The organism is Pseudomonas sp. MM211 (genome assembly GCF_020386635.1).
GTDB lineage: Bacteria > Pseudomonadota > Gammaproteobacteria > Pseudomonadales > Pseudomonadaceae > Aquipseudomonas.
Genome location: NZ_CP081942.1, coordinates 2901545 through 2919745, shown reverse-complemented (window position 1 = coordinate 2919745; position 18201 = coordinate 2901545). Strand labels below are relative to the sequence as shown.

At 62.7% G+C, this 18201-nt stretch carries 17 protein-coding genes; 9 read left to right on the top strand and 8 right to left on the bottom strand.

What is annotated here, in order from left to right; all coding sequences use genetic code 11:
- Positions 1-105: 105 nt before the first annotated feature.
- On the bottom strand, positions 106-996 hold the full coding sequence (locus tag K5Q02_RS13330; RefSeq protein ID WP_225831228.1) for a LysR family transcriptional regulator: 891 nt from the start codon (positions 994-996) through the stop codon (positions 106-108).
- Between the two features lie 109 nt (positions 997-1105).
- On the opposite strand from K5Q02_RS13330, the gene K5Q02_RS13325 reads away from it, so the two are divergent.
- Together K5Q02_RS13325 and K5Q02_RS13320 are read left to right on the top strand one after the other, a co-directional pair.
- Entirely contained in the window at positions 1106-2026 is a 921-nt protein-coding gene (locus K5Q02_RS13325; RefSeq protein WP_225831227.1) for an NAD(P)-dependent oxidoreductase, read from the top strand.
- A 25-nt stretch (positions 2027-2051) separates the two neighbouring features.
- The gene (locus K5Q02_RS13320) at positions 2052-2837 is read left to right on the top strand and encodes a 2-keto-4-pentenoate hydratase (protein WP_225831225.1); all 786 of its coding nucleotides are present in this window, start codon (positions 2052-2054) and stop codon (positions 2835-2837) included.
- Here the strand turns inward: K5Q02_RS13320 and K5Q02_RS13315 are convergent, their stop codons facing one another.
- The 5 genes from K5Q02_RS13315 to K5Q02_RS13295 form a co-directional block, all read right to left on the bottom strand.
- Positions 2838-3392 (bottom strand): NADPH-dependent FMN reductase, encoded by a 555-nt coding sequence (locus K5Q02_RS13315; RefSeq protein WP_225831222.1) that lies wholly within the window; start codon positions 3390-3392, stop codon positions 2838-2840.
- Complete coding sequence (locus K5Q02_RS13310; RefSeq protein WP_225831220.1) at positions 3389-4585, bottom strand: acetyl-CoA C-acetyltransferase; 1197 nt, start codon at positions 4583-4585, stop codon at positions 3389-3391. The genes K5Q02_RS13315 and K5Q02_RS13310 overlap by 4 nt, the downstream gene beginning before the upstream one ends.
- Before the next feature lie 72 nt (positions 4586-4657).
- On the bottom strand, positions 4658-5191 hold the full coding sequence (locus K5Q02_RS13305; RefSeq protein WP_092369903.1) for a cupin domain-containing protein: 534 nt from the start codon (positions 5189-5191) through the stop codon (positions 4658-4660).
- 69 nt (positions 5192-5260) lie between these two features.
- On the bottom strand, positions 5261-6376 hold the full coding sequence (locus K5Q02_RS13300; RefSeq protein WP_092369906.1) for an alcohol dehydrogenase catalytic domain-containing protein: 1116 nt from the start codon (positions 6374-6376) through the stop codon (positions 5261-5263).
- Between the two features lie 73 nt (positions 6377-6449).
- Entirely contained in the window at positions 6450-7031 is a 582-nt protein-coding gene (locus tag K5Q02_RS13295; protein ID WP_225831218.1) for an amino acid synthesis family protein, read from the bottom strand.
- Positions 7032-7144: 113 nt separating this feature from the next.
- On the opposite strand from K5Q02_RS13295, the gene K5Q02_RS13290 reads away from it, so the two are divergent.
- From K5Q02_RS13290 to K5Q02_RS13275, 4 genes are read left to right on the top strand one after another with little or no spacing between them, the layout of a single operon-like run.
- On the top strand, positions 7145-7996 hold the full coding sequence (locus tag K5Q02_RS13290; RefSeq protein ID WP_225831216.1) for a fumarylacetoacetate hydrolase family protein: 852 nt from the start codon (positions 7145-7147) through the stop codon (positions 7994-7996).
- A 41-nt stretch (positions 7997-8037) separates the two neighbouring features.
- The gene (locus K5Q02_RS13285; protein WP_092369915.1) at positions 8038-8595 is read left to right on the top strand and encodes a VOC family protein; all 558 of its coding nucleotides are present in this window, start codon (positions 8038-8040) and stop codon (positions 8593-8595) included.
- A gap of 49 nt (positions 8596-8644) precedes the next feature.
- Positions 8645-10075 (top strand): aldehyde dehydrogenase family protein, encoded by a 1431-nt coding sequence (locus K5Q02_RS13280; protein ID WP_225831213.1) that lies wholly within the window; start codon positions 8645-8647, stop codon positions 10073-10075.
- A 43-nt stretch (positions 10076-10118) separates the two neighbouring features.
- Entirely contained in the window at positions 10119-11678 is a 1560-nt protein-coding gene (locus tag K5Q02_RS13275; RefSeq protein ID WP_230411024.1) for a bifunctional 3-(3-hydroxy-phenyl)propionate/3-hydroxycinnamic acid hydroxylase, read from the top strand.
- Positions 11679-11783: 105 nt separating this feature from the next.
- On the opposite strand, the gene K5Q02_RS13270 is transcribed toward K5Q02_RS13275, so the two are convergent.
- A complete protein-coding gene (locus K5Q02_RS13270; RefSeq protein WP_208597310.1) occupies positions 11784-12470 on the bottom strand; it encodes a GntR family transcriptional regulator in 687 nt (228 codons plus the stop codon).
- Positions 12471-12544: 74 nt separating this feature from the next.
- A complete protein-coding gene (locus tag K5Q02_RS13265; RefSeq protein ID WP_225831209.1) occupies positions 12545-14476 on the bottom strand; it encodes a methyl-accepting chemotaxis protein in 1932 nt (643 codons plus the stop codon).
- A 154-nt stretch (positions 14477-14630) separates the two neighbouring features.
- On the opposite strand from K5Q02_RS13265, the gene K5Q02_RS13260 reads away from it, so the two are divergent.
- The 3 genes from K5Q02_RS13260 to K5Q02_RS13250 all read left to right on the top strand — a co-directional run bounded on the left by K5Q02_RS13260 (position 14631) and on the right by K5Q02_RS13250 (position 18148).
- Complete coding sequence (locus K5Q02_RS13260; protein ID WP_225831207.1) at positions 14631-15053, top strand: GlcG/HbpS family heme-binding protein; 423 nt, start codon at positions 14631-14633, stop codon at positions 15051-15053.
- 92 nt (positions 15054-15145) lie between these two features.
- Positions 15146-16780, top strand: coding sequence for a DUF1302 domain-containing protein (locus tag K5Q02_RS13255; protein WP_225831206.1), 1635 nt, complete (start codon positions 15146-15148; stop codon positions 16778-16780).
- An 18-nt stretch (positions 16781-16798) separates the two neighbouring features.
- Positions 16799-18148 (top strand): DUF1329 domain-containing protein, encoded by a 1350-nt coding sequence (locus tag K5Q02_RS13250; RefSeq protein WP_225831204.1) that lies wholly within the window; start codon positions 16799-16801, stop codon positions 18146-18148.
- Positions 18149-18201 lie beyond the last annotated feature (53 nt).

Sequence of the window (18201 nt, the reverse complement as noted above, 5' to 3'; positions counted from 1 at the left end):
ATGGGAGCCAAGCGAAGCGCCATTGAATCCTGTCTCGCTACTTTTTGCCACTCCTGCAAGCGGTTTCCCGGGCAGGCGCAACGGCGCGACCTATCGGCAATCCGCTCAACCTGCCGCACGCCCGAAAAAGCCTGCATGCTGGGCGAACTCGACGAAGCGTCGGTTGGCCAGCGACAGGTATTCGTTGGCTCGCCAGCACAACCTGAAACTCATGCTCAGCGCTGGTTCGAAGGGCACACCGACGATACCGGGCTCGCCCTGCTGCACCGAGCGCAACAGGGTGGAAATGCCCAGTCCATCGAAGGTCGCCCGGGTCACCAGGGACACGAAGTTGCTTTGCAGGGCGATGCGGTAGGTCACTCCACCCTCAGCGCAAAATGCATCGAGCAGGTGGCGCTGCAGAAAGCTCTGGTCGAACACCACCATATCCACATCCTGCAGACGCCCTGCCGGCAGTCGTGCCTCACCGGCGAGGGGATGCTGTTCGTTCATGCACAGCACCATTTCGTCAGTGCCGAGCAGCACCGATTCCCAGGCGCTGCTCACCCGCCGTGATTCGAGCAGGGCGAGGTCGATCTGCCGCGCCTCGAGCAGCCGACCGATTTCGTCGGCACTGCCTTCGAACACGCTCATGACGATGCCCGGATACGCCTGACGAAAGGCGCTGAGCAGCTCCGGCATGTAATGGATGCCGAACATGGGTGGCACGCCGAGGCGTATCTCGCCGCGCTGCAGGTCGGCCATGTCACCCAGCTCCTGGCGCGCCATATCCAGCTCCAGCAGCGCCTTGGCGACACGTTCCAGAAACACCTGGCCTTCGGCGGTAACGGTGATCTGCCGCGCGGCGCGGTTGAAGAGCACCACACCCAGCTCTTCTTCGAGGCGGGTCACGGCCATGCTCAGTGCTGGCTGGGCGATATGCATCGCCTCGGCCGCTCTGGTGAAGCTGCCCAGCCTGGCAATTTCCACACAGCACTTCAACGCTCTCAGGTTCACGGCACAGACCCATAACAATTTGTGATGCAAAGCATCATAACAATATATTTCTCATGATGACCCGACCCTCCTAGCATGGCCGCCAGTCCATCGGTCAGGAGCTCCCGCCATGCCTATCGCCTTTATCGGTCTCGGACAGATGGGTCGGCCGATGGCCATCAACCTGCTCCACGATCACCCCGGCCTGCTGGTCAGTTCCGCCAGTGGCCGCGCCTACCCCGAGTTGATCGACCTGGGCGCACAAGCCACCGATGATCGGCGGCGCCTGGCGCAATGCGATCTGGTCTTTCTGTCCCTACCCAATGCAACAGTGATCAGGGAACTGCTGTTCGCGGCAGACGGCCTTGTACAGTGGATGCGCCCGGGAAGCATCGTCGTCGACACCAGCACCGTCGATTACCAGCAAACCCTGGCGATCGAAAGCGAGCTGGCGACGCGTGGCATCCACTTCATGGATGCGCCGGTATCCGGCATGCCGTCACGGGCGGCCGACGGCAGCCTGACAATCATGTGCGGCGGCAGCGAGGCTTTGTTCGCGGATGTGCAGCCGTACCTGCAGAGCATGGCCACGACCATCATGCACATGGGCGTAGCGGGTAGCGGGCAACTGACCAAGCTGATCAACCAATTGCTCTACGACATCAATTGCGCGGCGCTGGCGGAAATTCTGCCCATGGCGGTCAAGCTTGGCCTGGATGCCGAGAAGGTCAGCGCCGTGGTCAACAACGGCACCGGGCGTAGCCATGCGTCCAGCTATTTTCTGCCACACATCCTCGCCGGCCGCTTCGACAGCGCCTACCCGCTCGATCACGCCTACAAGGATCTCACCAGTGCAGCACGCCTCAGCGCGGATCTGGGCATTCCGCTGCCGCTGCTCTCGGCTGCCACAGCGATCTACCAGACGGCTTTGCTGCAGGGCCATGGCAGCGACGACAAGGGCGCCATGATCAAGGTCTACGAACGACTGCTGAACGTGGAATTTCGCGCCGCGCCTGCGACCGCGCACGTAGCGCCCACTCTGCCTCATTGACTTTCATTACCCACCAGGAACCCCCATGCAAAACGATGCATTCGACCCCGTTGCTACCGCTGCACTACTGCTGAAAACCTGGCGCGCCGCAACGCTGCTCGACAGCTTGCCCGCAGCACTGCGCCCGCATACGGTGCAGCAGGGCTACGACGCGCAGGACTGCCTGTTCAAGGCAGCGGGCGGTACCCGAGCCGGCTGGAAGCTGGGCGTCGGCAGCCCCGCAGCCATGCGTGCGGCGCAACTGTCGCGGCCTCTGATAGGCCAGCTGGAAGCGGCTCGCTGCCACCCCAGCGGTGCACGGCTGCATCTGCCCATGAACGGGCCACTGACCATCGAATGCGAGATCGCCTTCGTGCTCGCCCGGGATATCGAACCGCTGCCGGGCCGTGGCGTGCAGCCCGATGACATCAGCCATACCTGCCTGACCTTCGAAGTGGTGCGCTCACGCTTCATCGACCGCAAAAGCGTCGGCTGGCCAAGCTTCACGGCGGACAACGTCGGTTTCGAAGCACTGATCATCGGCCCACCCGCCTGCACAGGCCTCAACCTGCAGGTGCTGCGCGAACTCGCGCAAACGACCGTGGTGCACCTGAACGGCGAGCCCAAAGCTCGGACGCTGCACGGCGATGCCGCCACCGATCCGCTGAACTCACTGGCCGCCCTCTACGCCCACGCCGCCGAACGGGGCGAGACGCTGCGCGCAGGCGACATCGTGTCCACCGGCGCGCTGTGCGAACCCTTCGATATCAGCGGTAGCGGCCATGAACTGGCGGCGCGTTACCTAGGCAACGAACTGACGCTGTCATGCTGATCAGCGTTCGCGGCGAATCAGCGCCACCATCGTTTCGATTCCCAACCTGAGAAACTGCCTTGCGGCCTCATCCTCGAGGCGACCTTCCCTGAGTTTGGCGCCTACGCTGCCGATGACGATCTGCGGATAAGGCACCAACAGCGCCTGCATCGCCCAGAGCGATTCGTTGAGCTGCTGCTGGGCACGTACGCCACCGGTGAACGCCGGCGACGCGGTGAAGCAGAGCACCGGCTTTTCCTTTAGGGAGGAGCGACCGTGGGGGCGGGAGAGCCAGTCCAGGGCGTTATTCATCACCCCCGACATGCCATGGTTGTACTCCGGCGAACCGAGCAACACGCCGTCGGCCTGCCGCGCCGCCTCACGCAGCGCGCGGACGGCATCGGGCGTGGCGTCACCATCATGGTCTTCGTTGTACAGCGGGATGTCGTGCAGCGGATGCAGATGCAGGCGTACATCGGCCGGGAGCAGCTCTTCGGCTGCCGTACGCAGGATGATTTCATGGCTGGAGGCGCGGCGCAGGCTGCCGCACAGCCCCAGCAGATGGATAGTCGTCATGGTCGTTGCTCCTGATCACGTTCTATTGCCAATGCCACGCCCTGGCCGCCACCGATACACAGCGTGGCAAGCCCACGACGCAGGTCACGCCGGTGCATTTCGTGTAACAGGGTGACCAGCACCCGGCAGCCGGATGCACCCAGTGGATGGCCCAGGGCGATGGCACCACCGTTGACGTTGACGCGTTGCAGATCCCAGCCCAACTCACGCTGCAAGGCCAGGGCCTGCACCGCGAAGGCTTCGTTGGCTTCGATCAGATCGAGCTGTTCCAGGCTCCAGCCGGCCTTGTGCAGGCACAGGTCGGTGGCGAACACCGGGCCGATGCCCATCACCGTCGGGTCGACACCGGCGCTGGCGAACGCGACGATGCGCGCCATGATTGGCAGCCCCAGGGCACGGGCCTTTTCCTCGCTCATCAGGATCACCGCTGCAGCGCCATCGTTCAGCGGTGATGCATTGCCGGCGGTCACGCTGCCCTCGGCCTGGAACGTAGGACGCAGGCGAGCCAGACTTTCCAGCGAGGCGGTCGACATCGGTTGCTCGTCACTGTCGACCAGCAACCGCGCGCCACGTTTGCCCTTCACCGGAACCGGAACAATCTCCTGGCGAAAGCGCCCATCGCTCTGCGCACGTACAGCCCGCTGCTGTGACTCGAGCGCATAGGCATCCTGCTGCTCACGGGTAATGCCGTACTGCTCCGCCAGGTTCTCGGCGGTAATGCCCATGTGGTAATCGTTGAAGGCATCCCACAAACCGTCGTGGAGCATGCTGTCACGCAACTGGCCGTGGCCCATGCGCAGCCCGCTGCGGGCGTTTTCCAGCAAGTAAGGCGCGTTACTCATGCTCTCCTGGCCACCGGCAATCACTACCTCGGCATCACCACAACGAATCGCCTGGGCCGCCAGCTGTATGGCCTTCAGACCGGAGCCGCAGACCTTGTTGATGGTCATCGCCGGCACGGTGTAAGGCAGCCCGCCGCGAATCGCGCTCTGCCGCGCCGGGTTCTGCCCGGCGCCGGCGGTCAGTACCTGGCCCATGATCACTTCATTGACCTGATCGGCCGCCAGGCCGCTGCGTTCGAGTACCGCGCGGATGACCAGCGCGCCCAGATCGACGGCCGACTCGCTGGCCAGAATCCCCTGAAAACGTCCGATGGGTGTACGCGCTGCTGCCACGATTACGGCGTTGCTCATAACAAGTCTCACAGGCACGGCGAACCGACATCCGCGAGCGAATGGGTCGGCGTGCCGTTGAAAGGGTTTGGGTCAGCGAGCGGGAGGAACCGCGCCCACCATGAAAAATACCGCTTTGGCGACAGCCTGTGAGCGATTGCGCCAGGCGTGTCGCGTGCCCTGCTGAATAACCACATCACCTGGCCGCAGCAGGCGCTGCTCGCCGTCATCAAGCTCCAGCCACAGCTCGCCTTCGAGCAATATGCCGTAGTCGATTGCTGGCGAACGGTGCATGGCCGGATCGTCAACTTCGAAGAGGTCGATCAACCCTGGTAGGTTCTCGATCATTTCCGCTACGGCGCGCTGCGGATCGATGGGCGCTGCCATAACCGTATCCGGCGGCAGGCTGACGAACAGCAACGAAGTGCCGCCTGGCCCCGGAACCAGCGAGCCACCCGCCAGAGTCAGATCGCGGCCTGCGTCACTGCCCGGCTGGGTCGCCCATAACTGCGCGATACCGTAGCCCGGCATGTCCTGAAAATTCTTGGCGCGTGGCGCTGGCCCATCGGCAAGGAATACGGCCTTACCTTGCTCATCGTGCCCGGTGACGATTCTTCTTACCTGCATGCAAAGCCCCTCCCACATCCAACGCGTGAAGAACCGGGTGCGGCGGCAACGCTACACCCGGTCACCGATTCAAGGACAGATGACGTAGTTACCGAAACCACCGTTGCGGTTTTCGATCCCGCTGATGGCCTGGTTGACTTCATCCAGCGAAAATACGCTGTGCTCGAAGAACGACAGATCCAGCGCACCGGACTCCACCATGTCGGCCATGTCCTGCCCCTGCCCGGTGGTGAACCAGGCGGAGCCGCTGAGCTGAATGTCGTTGTCCATCATCCAGTGCAGATCCAGCGGCACCGGCCCGGACACCGCACCGATGTTGATCAGATGGCCGCCGCGGTGCAGGCCTTTGAACGCATCGATCAGGCTTTCAGCCGGAGCGCCTGGGCCGAGCGCATCGATCACTGCATCGAGGCCCTCACCGTGGGTCACCTCATTCACCCACTGCGCGGTGCTGCCCTTGCCCAGGGTATGAATCTGGATACGGCCAGGGGCGGCCAGATCCTTCACGCGCTGGAACAGCGCCTCGTTGCGGGCGGTACCGAGAATGCGCCGCACGCCCATGGCCAGTGCCAGGGCGACCGCGCCAAGACCGAGAGTGCCGCTGATGCCGTTGATGAGAATGGTGCTGCCGGGCCCGACCTTGGCCTTGAGCAAGGCCCGGTAGGCGGTACCCAGATACCCCAGGCGCGCGGCGGTCTCGAAGGCCATGTTGTCTGGCAGCTTGACCAGGCTGTACTGCGGCGCCGGCATGAACTCGCACAGACCGCCGTAGGGATAGTCCTCGAACATCCGTGGGCTGCGGGCAGTGAAGCCGAAATAGCCATTGAAGGTGTAAGCCGTGCAAGCAGTGGTATTACCAGCGCGACAGGCACGGCAGGAACCGCAGTAGCGCGCCGGGTTCACGTACACGCGGTCACCAGGCTTGAAGTCGTAGACCTGCTCGCCGACCGACTCGATGACGCCGGTCGGATCCAGCCCGAACACCGCCGGCAGCTGCGGCAGCGGCAGGTGCGGGAACCAGCTTTTCCAGTTGGTGAGAATATTGTGCAGATTCGGCACGATGCCGCAGGCTTTGACCCGCACCAGCACCTCGGTAGGACGAATGGAGGGAACCGCAAGCTGCTCGATCTCCATCGGTTTGCCGCCCTCGTACATACGCGCGGCCCGCATCATCTTTGTGGTCATGCTGTTTCTCCAACTCTTGTTCTTGTTATTTGCCGACCGCCCGCACCCTGGCACGGGCGGAGAAACCGTTGAATCAGCGCAGCCCGTCTTCACCCTTGACGTCAGCGGCGGCGAGCCCGCCCAGGCGGGCATGGATACGGCCACCGCTGGCCATGGCCAGCGCGAAGGCGATCTCGTTGCGGCGCGGGCCGTCCCATAGCGTCACCTCGGCCACCCCGAAATGGCTACGCACATAAGCGGCATGAATGTGCCCCAGCGGCATCATCAATCGGCAACCCGGGCCGCCAATGGTCTTGGCCGCCGGGACGATGGCCTTGGGTTCGCCAAGCAGTGCGCGCATGGCCCAGCCACCTGCCTCATGCCACACAGCGCCGTGCTCCAGCTCGCCATCTTCACCAACGATGGCGGCCTTGCCATAGGCCTGCACCTTGTCTGCACCGCCTAGCACATCGACCAGGCGTTGCGAAAGATCCGAGCCCAGTGCCCGCAGCTCCTGCATGAACGGCAGCAGATCCTCTTCGTAACGCCCGGCATAGGGGTTTTCGATCACCGCCGTGGCCACTGCGACCCTCAGCGGTTGAGCAGCCACAGGGCCACGCTCATGAAGGACGTCTTCGATATCCAGCTTGAATTTGCGGACTTTCACCAATGCCATCACTCGTTCTCCTACGCCGGGAATATTTTTATTGGCGTGTTTTCATTATGCATCTTGCACTTTATTGTGCAAGAACTTATGTTTTATGCACAAAACAAAAGAGAGGTCACACCATGAAACTCGTTTCCTTCCACCTCAACGGTCGAGCCGGGTATGGCGCCGTCGTTGGCGAACGGGTCGTCGACCTGGGCGCTCACTTCGCCGATATCCCCGATCTGGCCACCTTGCTCGCCTCCCCGACACAGCTGACCAAGGCTCGCGAGCTGACGGCCACCGCCCAGGGTGAGTACGCACTCACCGACGTCACCCTGGCACCGGTCATCCCGGCACCCGGCAAAGTCATCTGCGTGGGCATCAACTATGTCGCCCATGCTGAAGAGGCCGGTCGCAAGGTCGGCAAGCACCCGGTGATCTTCCAGCGCTTCGCCGAAACCCTGCAGGCCCACGGCGCGCCGCTGGTACGCCCGAAGGTGTCTCAGGAATTCGATTTCGAGGCCGAGCTGGCGGTGGTAATCGGCAAAGGCGGCTCACACATCGCCCCGGAAGACGCCATGGATCACGTGGCTGGCTACACCTGCTTCAACGATGCCAGCGTGCGCGACTGGCAGTTCCACACCCACCAATACGGCATGGGCAAAACCTTCCGCTTCACCGGCGCGCTGGGCCCCTGGCTGGTGACCGCAGACGAGATTGCCGACTATCGCGAACTGCAGGTTCGCGGCATTCTCAATGGCGAGCAGTTGCAGGAGGGCAACCTGTCCGAACTGGCGTTCGACATTCCACAGCTCATTTCATACGTCTCCCAGGCACTGGACTGGAACCCCGGCGACATCCTCGCCACCGGGACACCCAGCGGTATCGGCTTCAAGCGCAACCCGCCGATCTTCCTCAAGCCTGGAGACGTATTCGAAGTGATGATCAGCCAGATCGGCACCTTGAGTAATCCGGTCATCGACGAAGCCTGAGCCACCCATCCTCGAATAAGCACAACATTAGGAATACGCACATGGCCACCCTGCCCCGCATCAACTTCACCCACACCGGCACCTTCTGCAGCGACCTGGACAACATGGTCGAGTTCTACTGCAGCAAACTGGGCTTCGTCATCAGCGACAAGGGAGTGGCCTCTACCGGCCATCGCCTGTTCTTCATGACCCAAAATCCGGAGGTGCACCACCAACTGGTGCTGTTCGACGGCAAGCCGACGGATCTGCCGTTCAACCCGATCAACCAGCTGTCCTTCCTGCTCGATAGCCTGGACGATCTCAGGGCCTACTACGCCTTTGCCAAGGCCAACGGCCTAGGCCCGCTTGATCAGGTTGACCATGGCAACGCCTGGTCGATGTACTTCAAGGATCCGGAAGGCAACCCCATCGAGATGTATGTGGACGCACCCTTCTACACCAACCAGCCATGCCGCGAGCCGCTGGATCTGGAGCAGAGCAGCGAGCAGATTCTCGCCACCACCGAAGCCATGTGTCGACGTCGGCCGGGCTTCCAGACCCGCGAACAATGGATCGAGTCGACCCGCCAGCGCATCGCCGAGCAACGCGTCAGCTGGTGAGCAATCCGGTGCGGCCCACAGGGCCGCACGCCATCTCGGGTAACAGCACATGCACAAGAATTTCATCGACGGGGTCTGGTGCGAAGGCCAGACGGTACGTGAAAACCTCAGCCCTTCGGATCTGACGGATCGAGTCGGCCTGTACGCTCAGGCCGACGCTCAGGACACTCGCAATGCCATCGAAGCGGCTGCGGCCGCACAACCGCTATGGTCGGCCGGTGGCTCCCAGCGCCGTGCCGAGGCACTGGACTTGATCGGCCAGGAGATCCTCGCGCGCCGTGAAGAACTCGGCCGCCTGCTGGCCCGCGAGGAAGGCAAGGTGCTGGCTGAAGCCATCGCCGAAGTCGGCCGGGCCGGGCATATCTTCAAATTCTTCGCCGGAGAAGCCCTGCGGGTGTCCGGCGAACATATCGAATCGGTGCGCCCCGGCATCGACGTCGATGTACTGCGCCAGCCGGTTGGTGTGGTGGGCATCATCACGCCGTGGAATTTCCCCATCGCCATACCCGCCTGGAAGATCGCGCCGGCCCTGGCGTACGGCAATGCCGTGGTGTTCAAGCCGGCCGACCTTGTGCCTGGTAGCGCCTGGGCACTGGCCGAGATCATCAGCCGCGCGGGCTTGCCACCTGGCACCTTCAATCTGGTGATGGGTCGCGGCAGCGTGATCGGTGAAGCACTGGCCGAATCCACCCAGGTACGGGCGATCAGCTTCACCGGATCGACTGCCACCGGCCAACGCCTGATGCGCACGGCCGGGCAGCGTTTCGCCAAACTGCAGCTGGAAATGGGCGGCAAGAATCCGCTGGTGGTATTGGCCGACGCCAACCTCGAGCAGGCGGTGGAATGTGCCGTTCAGGGTGCGTACTTCTCTACCGGACAGCGCTGTACCGCGTCCTCGCGGTTTATCGTCGAAAAGGCCATCCATGGACACTTCGTCGAAGCGGTCAGCGAGCGCCTGGCCGGGCTGCGCGTCGGCCATGCCTTGCAAGTGGACAGCCAGATCGGCCCGGTCGCCGACATGAGCCAGCTCAGCCAGAACCTCGACTACGTCGACATCGGCCAGCGCGAAGGCGCCGTGCTGGTTCAGGGTGGCCAGGCGTTGACGCGTGACACCGAGGGCTACTACATGAGCCCGGCGCTGTTCACCGATACCCAGTCGAACATGCGTATCGCCCAGGAAGAAATATTCGGCCCGGTGGCCTGCGTGATCGCCGTCGACGATTACGAGCACGCCCTGGAAATCGCCAACGACACGCCTTTCGGCTTATCGGCGGGCATCTGTACCACGTCGCTGAAGCACGCCACTCATTACAAGCGCCATGTGCAGAGCGGCATGGTGATGGTCAACACGCCGACTGCCGGCGTCGACTATCACGTGCCCTTCGGCGGTACCAAAGCCTCCAGCCACGGCTCGCGGGAACAGGGGCGACACGCCATCGAATTCTTCACCAGCGTGAAAACCGCCTATACCCAGGCCTGAAGCGACAGCTCGGCCCCATGACAACAACAAGATGGAGAGCATTATGGATTACGACCTGATCATCGTCGGCTTGGGTCCGGTAGGCGTCACCGCTGCCAACCTGGCCGGCCAGTGGGGGCTGCGCACGCTGGTGCTCGACAAGAGCGAAAGCGTCTACCAGAACCCCCGCGCCATGGGCATGGATCACGAAGCCATGCGCACCTTCGACAACCTCGGCCTGGCCGACTCGATTGCCGAACACGTGATGCCCTATCGCGCCTCGCATTACCTGAACGCCGAAGCGCAATTGATCAAACACATCGACGCCTCCAAACCGCCGTTCCTGCTCGGCTGGGCGCCCAACTACGTGTTCTCCCAGCCGCCGCTGGAGCGTGCACTGCGCGCCAATCTGGATAGCCTGGACAAGATCGAAGTGCGTCTGGGCCGCGAGGTCATCCAGGTCGACGATCACGACGGCGCGGTCAGCGTCAGCTTCCGCGACGCCAACGGCAGCGTCGAACAGGCCAGTGCGACCTACCTGCTGGCCTGCGACGGCGGCACCAGCCCGATCCGCACCAATCTGCAACTGAACATGGAAGACCTGGCCTTCGACGAACCCTGGTTGGTCGTCGACGTGATGCTCAAGGAGGGCGCCGGCAGCGCGCTGCCGGAAACCAACGTGCAGTACTGCGAAACCGGGCGGCCGAGCACCTTCGTGGTTGGGCCAGGGCGGCATCGGCGCTGGGAGTTCATGATCAACGATGACGAAACGCCCACCGACATCATACGCCCCGAGTCGATTCAGAGGCTGATTTCGCGCTGGCTGCCCGCCGAGGATTATGACATTTGGCGCGCCTCCACCTACCGCTTCCACGCACTGATTCTGGAACGCTGGCGGGTCGGCAATATCTTCTTTCTCGGCGATGCCGCGCACATGACCCCACCCTTTCTCGCCCAGGGCATGTGCCAGGGGCTGCGCGATGCCATGAACCTGATCTGGAAGCTGGCGCTGGTGGAGCGTGGCGTAGCCTCACCCAAGCTGCTTGACAGCTATCAGGTCGAGCGCGCCCCCCATGTAAAGCGCACCACTGAAGTAGCCAAGGAGTTTGGCCAGACCATCTGCGAACGCGATCCGACCAAAGCCGCCGAGCGTGACCGGCTGCTGCTCGCCGCCGTACAGGAAACGCCTGGCGGCACCATTCGCCAATCACTGATACCTGGGCTGAAGGATGGCTTTATCGACTTCCGCAAACCAGCCGGTGAACTGTTCCCACAACCGCGGGTAAGCGCCCACGATGGCCGGGAAGATCTGCTCGATCGCTTTACCGGGCAAAGCTTGCGGCTGGTGATTGCCGAAGCCTTCGGCGCAACCGATGAACTGCTGGCGGCCCTCGATGACGCATTAGCTGGCGCGCCACTGCCGCTGAGCGTGGTGCAACTGAGCGCCCACCCCGAGGCCCGCAACCAGTACCGCGAACACGATGGGCTGCTGAGTGCCTGGCTGCAGCAGCATGGCTGCCAGGTCGTACTGGTGCGCCCGGATCACTACGTCTACGGCGGTGCTGCCAATCTCGAGGAGGGGGTGCAGTTGATCCGCCAGTGCCTGGGTGAACTGCGCGGCTGAATGACAGGAGGCCGGCATGCCGGCCTTCTCATCGATCGTTTGCGATACGGATGACGGACACGAAAACGCCCGCACCGCCATGACGGCGGTGCGGGCGTTTGCCTGTCACTGCAGCGTCGAGTGCTGCTGGCGCAATACGTCGGTGACGTGAGTCAGGGTACCGCCGATGTGATTGCCGAGCAGGCTGACCGATACGTCGATGTCCCGCGACAATACCGCGTCGATCAACTGCTGGTGCTCGTCGCCCTTGTGTCGCTCGACCTTGCGGTGCAGCGCGGAGAAGCGACGATAGCGCTCTGCCTGGTCGAACAGCGAGTCGATCAGACGCAGCAACATGGTCGACGGGCAGGCGGAAAACAGCGCGAAGTGGAACGCCTTGTGGCGCACGGACCAGTCGTCATCGAGGGCCACAGCAATGCTGCCCAGGCGCTTTTCGATCACGTTGAGACGGTGGAAAGCGCCGAGCACGTCGGCCTCCCAGGCGTCATCGCCATGACGAATGGCTTCGGCCAGCGCTTCGCACTCCAGCAACCGGCGCAGCTGGGTGATCTGCTGGAAGTCTTCGACCGACAATCGCGCAACGCGAAACCCCTTGTTCTCGCTGGCTTCGACGATGCCTTCCTGGGCGAGGCGATTGAGCGCTTCGCGAATCGGCGAACTGCTGAGGCCGTAGTTCTGGGAAAGCTCGGCGACTTTTAGTTTCTCACCCGGTGCCAGTTCGCAGCAGATGATGGATTTCTTCATCTGCTGCAGGGCGACCTCGATGAGGGAACCGCCTTGTTGATTTTGCATATCACGGTTATCCATGGATGTTGCACGCTTCTTGATTTTATGCACAAAGATATCTTTGTGCAATTTATATGCGGCTAGTTCAGCTTGAAGTATCCCAGCGCCTGGCGCAATTGCCCGGCCAATTGTTCCAGCTCCTGACAGGCACCGCGCAACCTGTGGCTACGTGCCTGGCCCTGCAATGCGGCTTCACGCACCTGCACCATGCTCTGGCCGACCTCGCTGGCCATGCGATTCTGCGCTTCGGTGGCACTGGCGATCTGCAGGTTCATCTGATGAATGGTCGACACGTCGGTGCTCACACCACTGAGCACCAGGCTGGCCCGAGAAGAATGCTCGCGGGCACGTACCGACTCCTCACCCGCCCGCTCCACATGGCTGAGCACGTTCTTGCTGTCGCGCTGCAGCGAATCGATCATCGTGGCGATCTCCGCGGCCGAGCCTTGGGTACGATTGGCTAGGCTGCGTACCTCGTCGGCGACCACCGAGAAACCACGGCCCATATCACCCGCCCGCGCCGCTTCGATGGCAGCGTTCAGCGCCAGCAGATTGGTCTGCTCCACCAGCCCCTGAATCACTCCCAGCACCCCGCCGATGCTCGTGCTGCGGGCATCCAGCGCACGCATACCCTGCCCGGCCTCGCGCACCAGTTCATCGAGCTGACTTATCTGCTTCACCGTCGCCTCCACATCACCCCGACTGGCTTCGCTGCCCTTACGCGCTGAGCCGGCGGCGCTGGACGCTTCCCCGGTGAGGCTCACCACCTGCCCCAGGGTGATGCCCATGGCCTGCATGGCGCTGAACACCCGTTCGGTTTCCTGAGCCTGCTGTTCAGCGCCCTGGGCCATTTCCTCGGTCACTTGGGCTAGCTCGCGGGACGCCGCGCTGAGGCCAAGAGCACCTTGTTCGATACGACTGACCACGCCGTGCAGGCTCTCGCCCATCCGTCCCATGGCACGCTGCACCAGACCCAGTTCGTCACTGCGCTCGCTGATGTGCACGCCCAGCCGGCCAGCGGCAAACTGCTCGACCAGCGCAGCCGTGTCGCGCAGCGAGTGGATGATCTGGCGGCGAATGAACCAGGCCGTTGCGGCGCCGAGGATCAACACCAACAGCCCCATCACCACCAGCCACGAATAAGCGCCGCCCTTGAGCTGCTGCTGGCGCTCGGAGACCTGCGCGCGCATCGCACTGGAAACGCCCAGCATCTGCTCGGCGATGCGCTCCATCTCACGCTCCGTTTCGCGGCTTGCGGCGGCACTCGCGTGGTAGGCCTCGAAGGCCGTGCGGTAGCGCTCCAGAGAACCGAGTGCCACATCCAGTGCCTCGCGCTGCTGTGCCTGGGCACCGCCGGCCAGCGCCTGGGTGGAGGAACGCAAATCACTGAGCAGCAATATCCACTGGTCATAGTCGTTTTCCACTTCGTCCTGGCTGTACGCCCACTCGGCAGTGCGCAACGCCAGCAACTTGCGCATCAGCGCCGTGGCACTTTCTGCCAGCACCAGGGCGGCGACCATGTCGCTGTCCTGCTGCATCAGCGACTCGGTCAGATCCTGCTCCACGCTTTCGAAGGAAACGCGCACCTCGTCGGCCTCACGGCTCATCGCCTGGCGGGTTTCGCCCAGGCGTTCACGGGCCTGGGTCAGACGCTCGAACTGCTCGAGGTAGTGCTCGCCAGCCTCGAGCAGTGGGCGCTGCGCCTGCTCGTTGCCATCCAGGTACTGGGCGATTGCCTGTATCCGCGTGCGCACCTGATCGCCACTGGCCTCGCTGGCCTCGCTGGCCTCGCTGGCCTCCAGGCGATAGCTCTTCTCGGCGATGCGGCTGTCGAGAATCCCCGTGTGCACGCTGGCGATGCGCTCCAGTTGCGCCTCCCCCTGGAAAACCGCCTGCAGGTTGAAGGCGATGGCCGCCGCGAGCAGCACGCTGAGGCCACACAGCAGGCTGAAGCCCACAGCTAACAAGGTGCCGATGGAAAGCTGCCGAAGCGCCAGAGACATGGATTTCATCTTGTTGTTGTTCCTATGCCATTCGAGAGAGTGCTGATTCGAACAGAGCCATCGTTTTTCCCTTGACTCCATCCAACAGGCGTCCTATTTTTGTGCACAAAGCACATTAAAAAGCAAAATAAATAGATAATGCATAAAAATAAGAGTGCCCGACATGCATAGCCGACCGAGCCTCGATGCTCAGGAAATCACCGCTCTGCTCGATGCCGCCCTTGTCGAAGCCGGGCGCAACGAGTGGTTGGTGTCGATAGCCGTGGTCGATGACGGCGGCCACCTGCTGGCTTTTCGCCGGTTGCCGGGCGCAACGCCCTCATCGGCACAGATCGCCATCGACAAAGCGCGCAGCGCCGCCCTCACCCGACGCCCCACCCGTTTCTTCGCCGACCTGCTCAGCACCGGGCAACCTGGCGCCGCCTTTCTGCACAACGTGATGCCAATGCCCGGCGGCCTGCCCCTACTGCACGAGGGCCAGTGCCTGGGTGGCATCGCTGCTAGCGGCGTTAGAGCCGATTTCGACGAACAGATTGCGACCGCCGGCATTGCCGCGCTCGCGCTTACCGAGCAACGCCACAACTGAGTCAAGGAGCACCACCAGAACTGCCAACCCGAGCATCCGTAGCTACGGATGGAACCGCCTGTAACAACAACAAGAATGCAGAAGAGGTATCCATGAACATCCAGCAACGCCACTCAGCCGTACCGGCATCCCTGCGCAGCGCCAGCGCCCTTGGTATCGCCATGGCCCTGTGCTCGGCCAATGCCCTGGCTTTCCAGTTCGATACTGGTGTCGAAGGCCTTTCCACCAGTTGGGACAACACCGTCAAGTACAGCAACGCCTGGCGCCTCAATGAGCGGGCGGACAACATCACCGCATCCTCACCCAACCCGAACAGAGACGACGGTGATCGCAACTTCAGCACCGGGCTGATCTCCAACCGCTTCGACGTGCTTTCTCAGTTCGACGTCAAATACCGCGATGTCGGCGCACGGATCAGCGGCTCAGCCTGGTACGACACGGTCTACAACGAGAGCAACGACAACAACTCGCCCGGCACCGCCAACCCGGTGAGCGTCGACTACAACGAGTTCACCGACAAAACCCGCGACCTGCATGGCCGCGACGTGGAACTTCTCGATGCCTTCGTCTACGGCGCGCGCGATATCGGCTCGACTCGCCTTTCTCTGCGCCTCGGCCAGTTCAACCAGACTTACGGCGAGAGCCTGTTCTTCGGCGCCAACGGCATCGCTGCCGCACAAGGGCACGTCGATATCGTCAAGCTACAGTCGGTGCCCGGCTCGCAGTTCAAGGAAATCCTCCTGCCCACCGAGCAGTTCTCCTTCAACTGGCAGCTGACCGACACGATCAGCGTTGGCGCCTACTACCAGTTCGAATGGAACAAGACCCGTCTGCCAAGCTCGGGTAGCTATTTCAGCACTGGCGACTTCATTGGCGAGGGTGCAGAGCGGCTGTTCTTTGCCGGCGGGCCGCTACTGCGCGCTGACGACATCGATGCACGGGATTCCGGCCAATTCGGCGGACAGGTGCGCTTTGCCCTGGATGACTGGGAATTCGGCCTGTACGCGGCGCGCTACCACGAAAAGACCCCTATCTGGTACTTCCGCCCAGGCTTCCTTGGCGGCGACGACAGCTTCATCAACGTCTACCCCGAAGACGTCAAGGTATTCGGCGCCAGCTTCAGCACCACCGTGGGTGAAGCCAACGTAGCCGGCGAACTCTCGATGCGCGTCGACACGCCACTGGCACCGACCGGCGGCGTGGTGGTGACCGGCGACATGACCGGCGACAACAACAGTAACCCGCTCTACCCGGTTGGCGACTCCCTGCATGCACAGGTCTCGATGATCAACGTGTACGGCGGCTCGGCCCTCTGGGACGGCGCCTCGCTGGCGGGTGAGGTGGCCTTCAACCGCCGCCTGAAAATCAAGCAGAACGCCCAGAACCTCGACCCCAACACCACACGCGATGCCTATTCGCTGCGTTTCACCTTCGAGCCGCAGTACTTCCAGGTGATGCCAGGCGTAGACGTGCAGGTGCCGATCACGGTCGGTTACACCCCTTACGGCCGCTCTTCGGTAACCCCGCAGGCATTCGCGCCAGAGCACGGTGGCGATTTCACCGTGGCGCTCAAGGCCGACTACCAGAAGCAGTGGTACGCCTCGCTCAGCTACACCAACTTCTTCGGTGATGGCGGCCCGGTCATCGACGGCAACAACAACTACACCTTCGAGCAATCGTTCAAGGACAGAGACTTCGTCGCCTTCTCTATCCAGCGCACTTTCTGATCCACGGAGAACAACAAGATGAAACGACAAGCTCTGCTACTGACTGCCCTGGCCGCCAGCCTGATCGCTGGCCAGACGCTCGCTGCGGTCTCCCCCCAGGAAGCCGAGGCACTGAAGAGTACCCTCACACCGCTGGGCGCCGAACGCGCCGGCAATGCCGATGGCAGCATCCCCGCTTGGACGGGCGGGCTGACCGGCGAAGTCGCCGGTGCCAAGTTCGGCGATGTGCCGGCTGATCCGTTCCCAGGCGAAAAACCACTGGTACGCATCACGGCCACCAACGCCGCCCAGTACGCCGACAAGCTCAGTGAAGGTACCCAGGCGCTGCTGCAGAAGTACCCAAACAGCTTTCATGTCGATGTCTACCCAACCCACCGCAGCGCCGCGGCAGCGCAATGGGTTTATGACAACACGCAAGCCAACGCCACACGCTGCCAGCTGACCGAGAACGGGCTGTCGGTACAGGGCTGCTACGGCGGTATCCCGTTCCCGATTCCAAAGGACGGCAACGAGCTGATCTGGAACTTCCTGCTGCGGGTCGAGGCCGAGTCCATCGAAATGGGTTACCGCAACACCATCGGCAACGCCGACGGCTCGCGCACCCTGGCCAGCCGCGGCGTGGAGAACTGGCAGTATCCGTACTACTACAAAGATGGCAGCGCCGAGAAATGGCCAGGCCAGTACGTACTGCTGCGCTTCCTCACCAACGAACCGCCGTTCAAGGCCGGTGAGTCACTGGTTACCCACGACAGCATCAACGCCGCCAACCCGCGTGATGCCTGGCAATACCTGGTCGGCCAGCGCCGGGTTCGCAAGGCCCCTACCGTGGGTTACGACACGCCGGACTTCGTCGCCTCGGGGGCCAACTATTTCGACGAAGTGCATGGATTCATCGGCCACCCGGATCGCTACCAGTGGAAGCTGATCGGCAAGAAGGAAATGTACATCCCCTACAACCTCAACAACTTCCATTCGCTCAAGCCGGACGAGGTCAACACCAAGGACGTGCTCAACCCCGAGAAGATGCGCTGGGAGCTGCACCGTGTCTGGGAAGTGGAAGCCACGGTCGCCCCAGGCAAACGCCATGCGGTACCGAAACGCCGCTTCTACATCGACGAGGACAGCTGGACCATCGCCCTGGCTGATGGCTACGACGCCCAGGGCAAGTTGTGGCGAGTCAATCAGGCGCTGCCGTTCGTGGTGCCGAGCATCCCGGCGGTAGTGGTCAAGCCGGTGGTCATCTACAACCTGCAGGCCGGCACCTACAGCGTGGTGCAGGGGCTCAACGGCGAGCGTTACTCGGTAGTACCACGCAAGCCGGAGAACTTCTTCACCGGCAACGCAGTAGCGTCGGACTCCGTGCGCTGATCCAACGCAGCAAGGGCGGGCACGCCATGCCCGCCCCTCTTCGAGGTAACCAT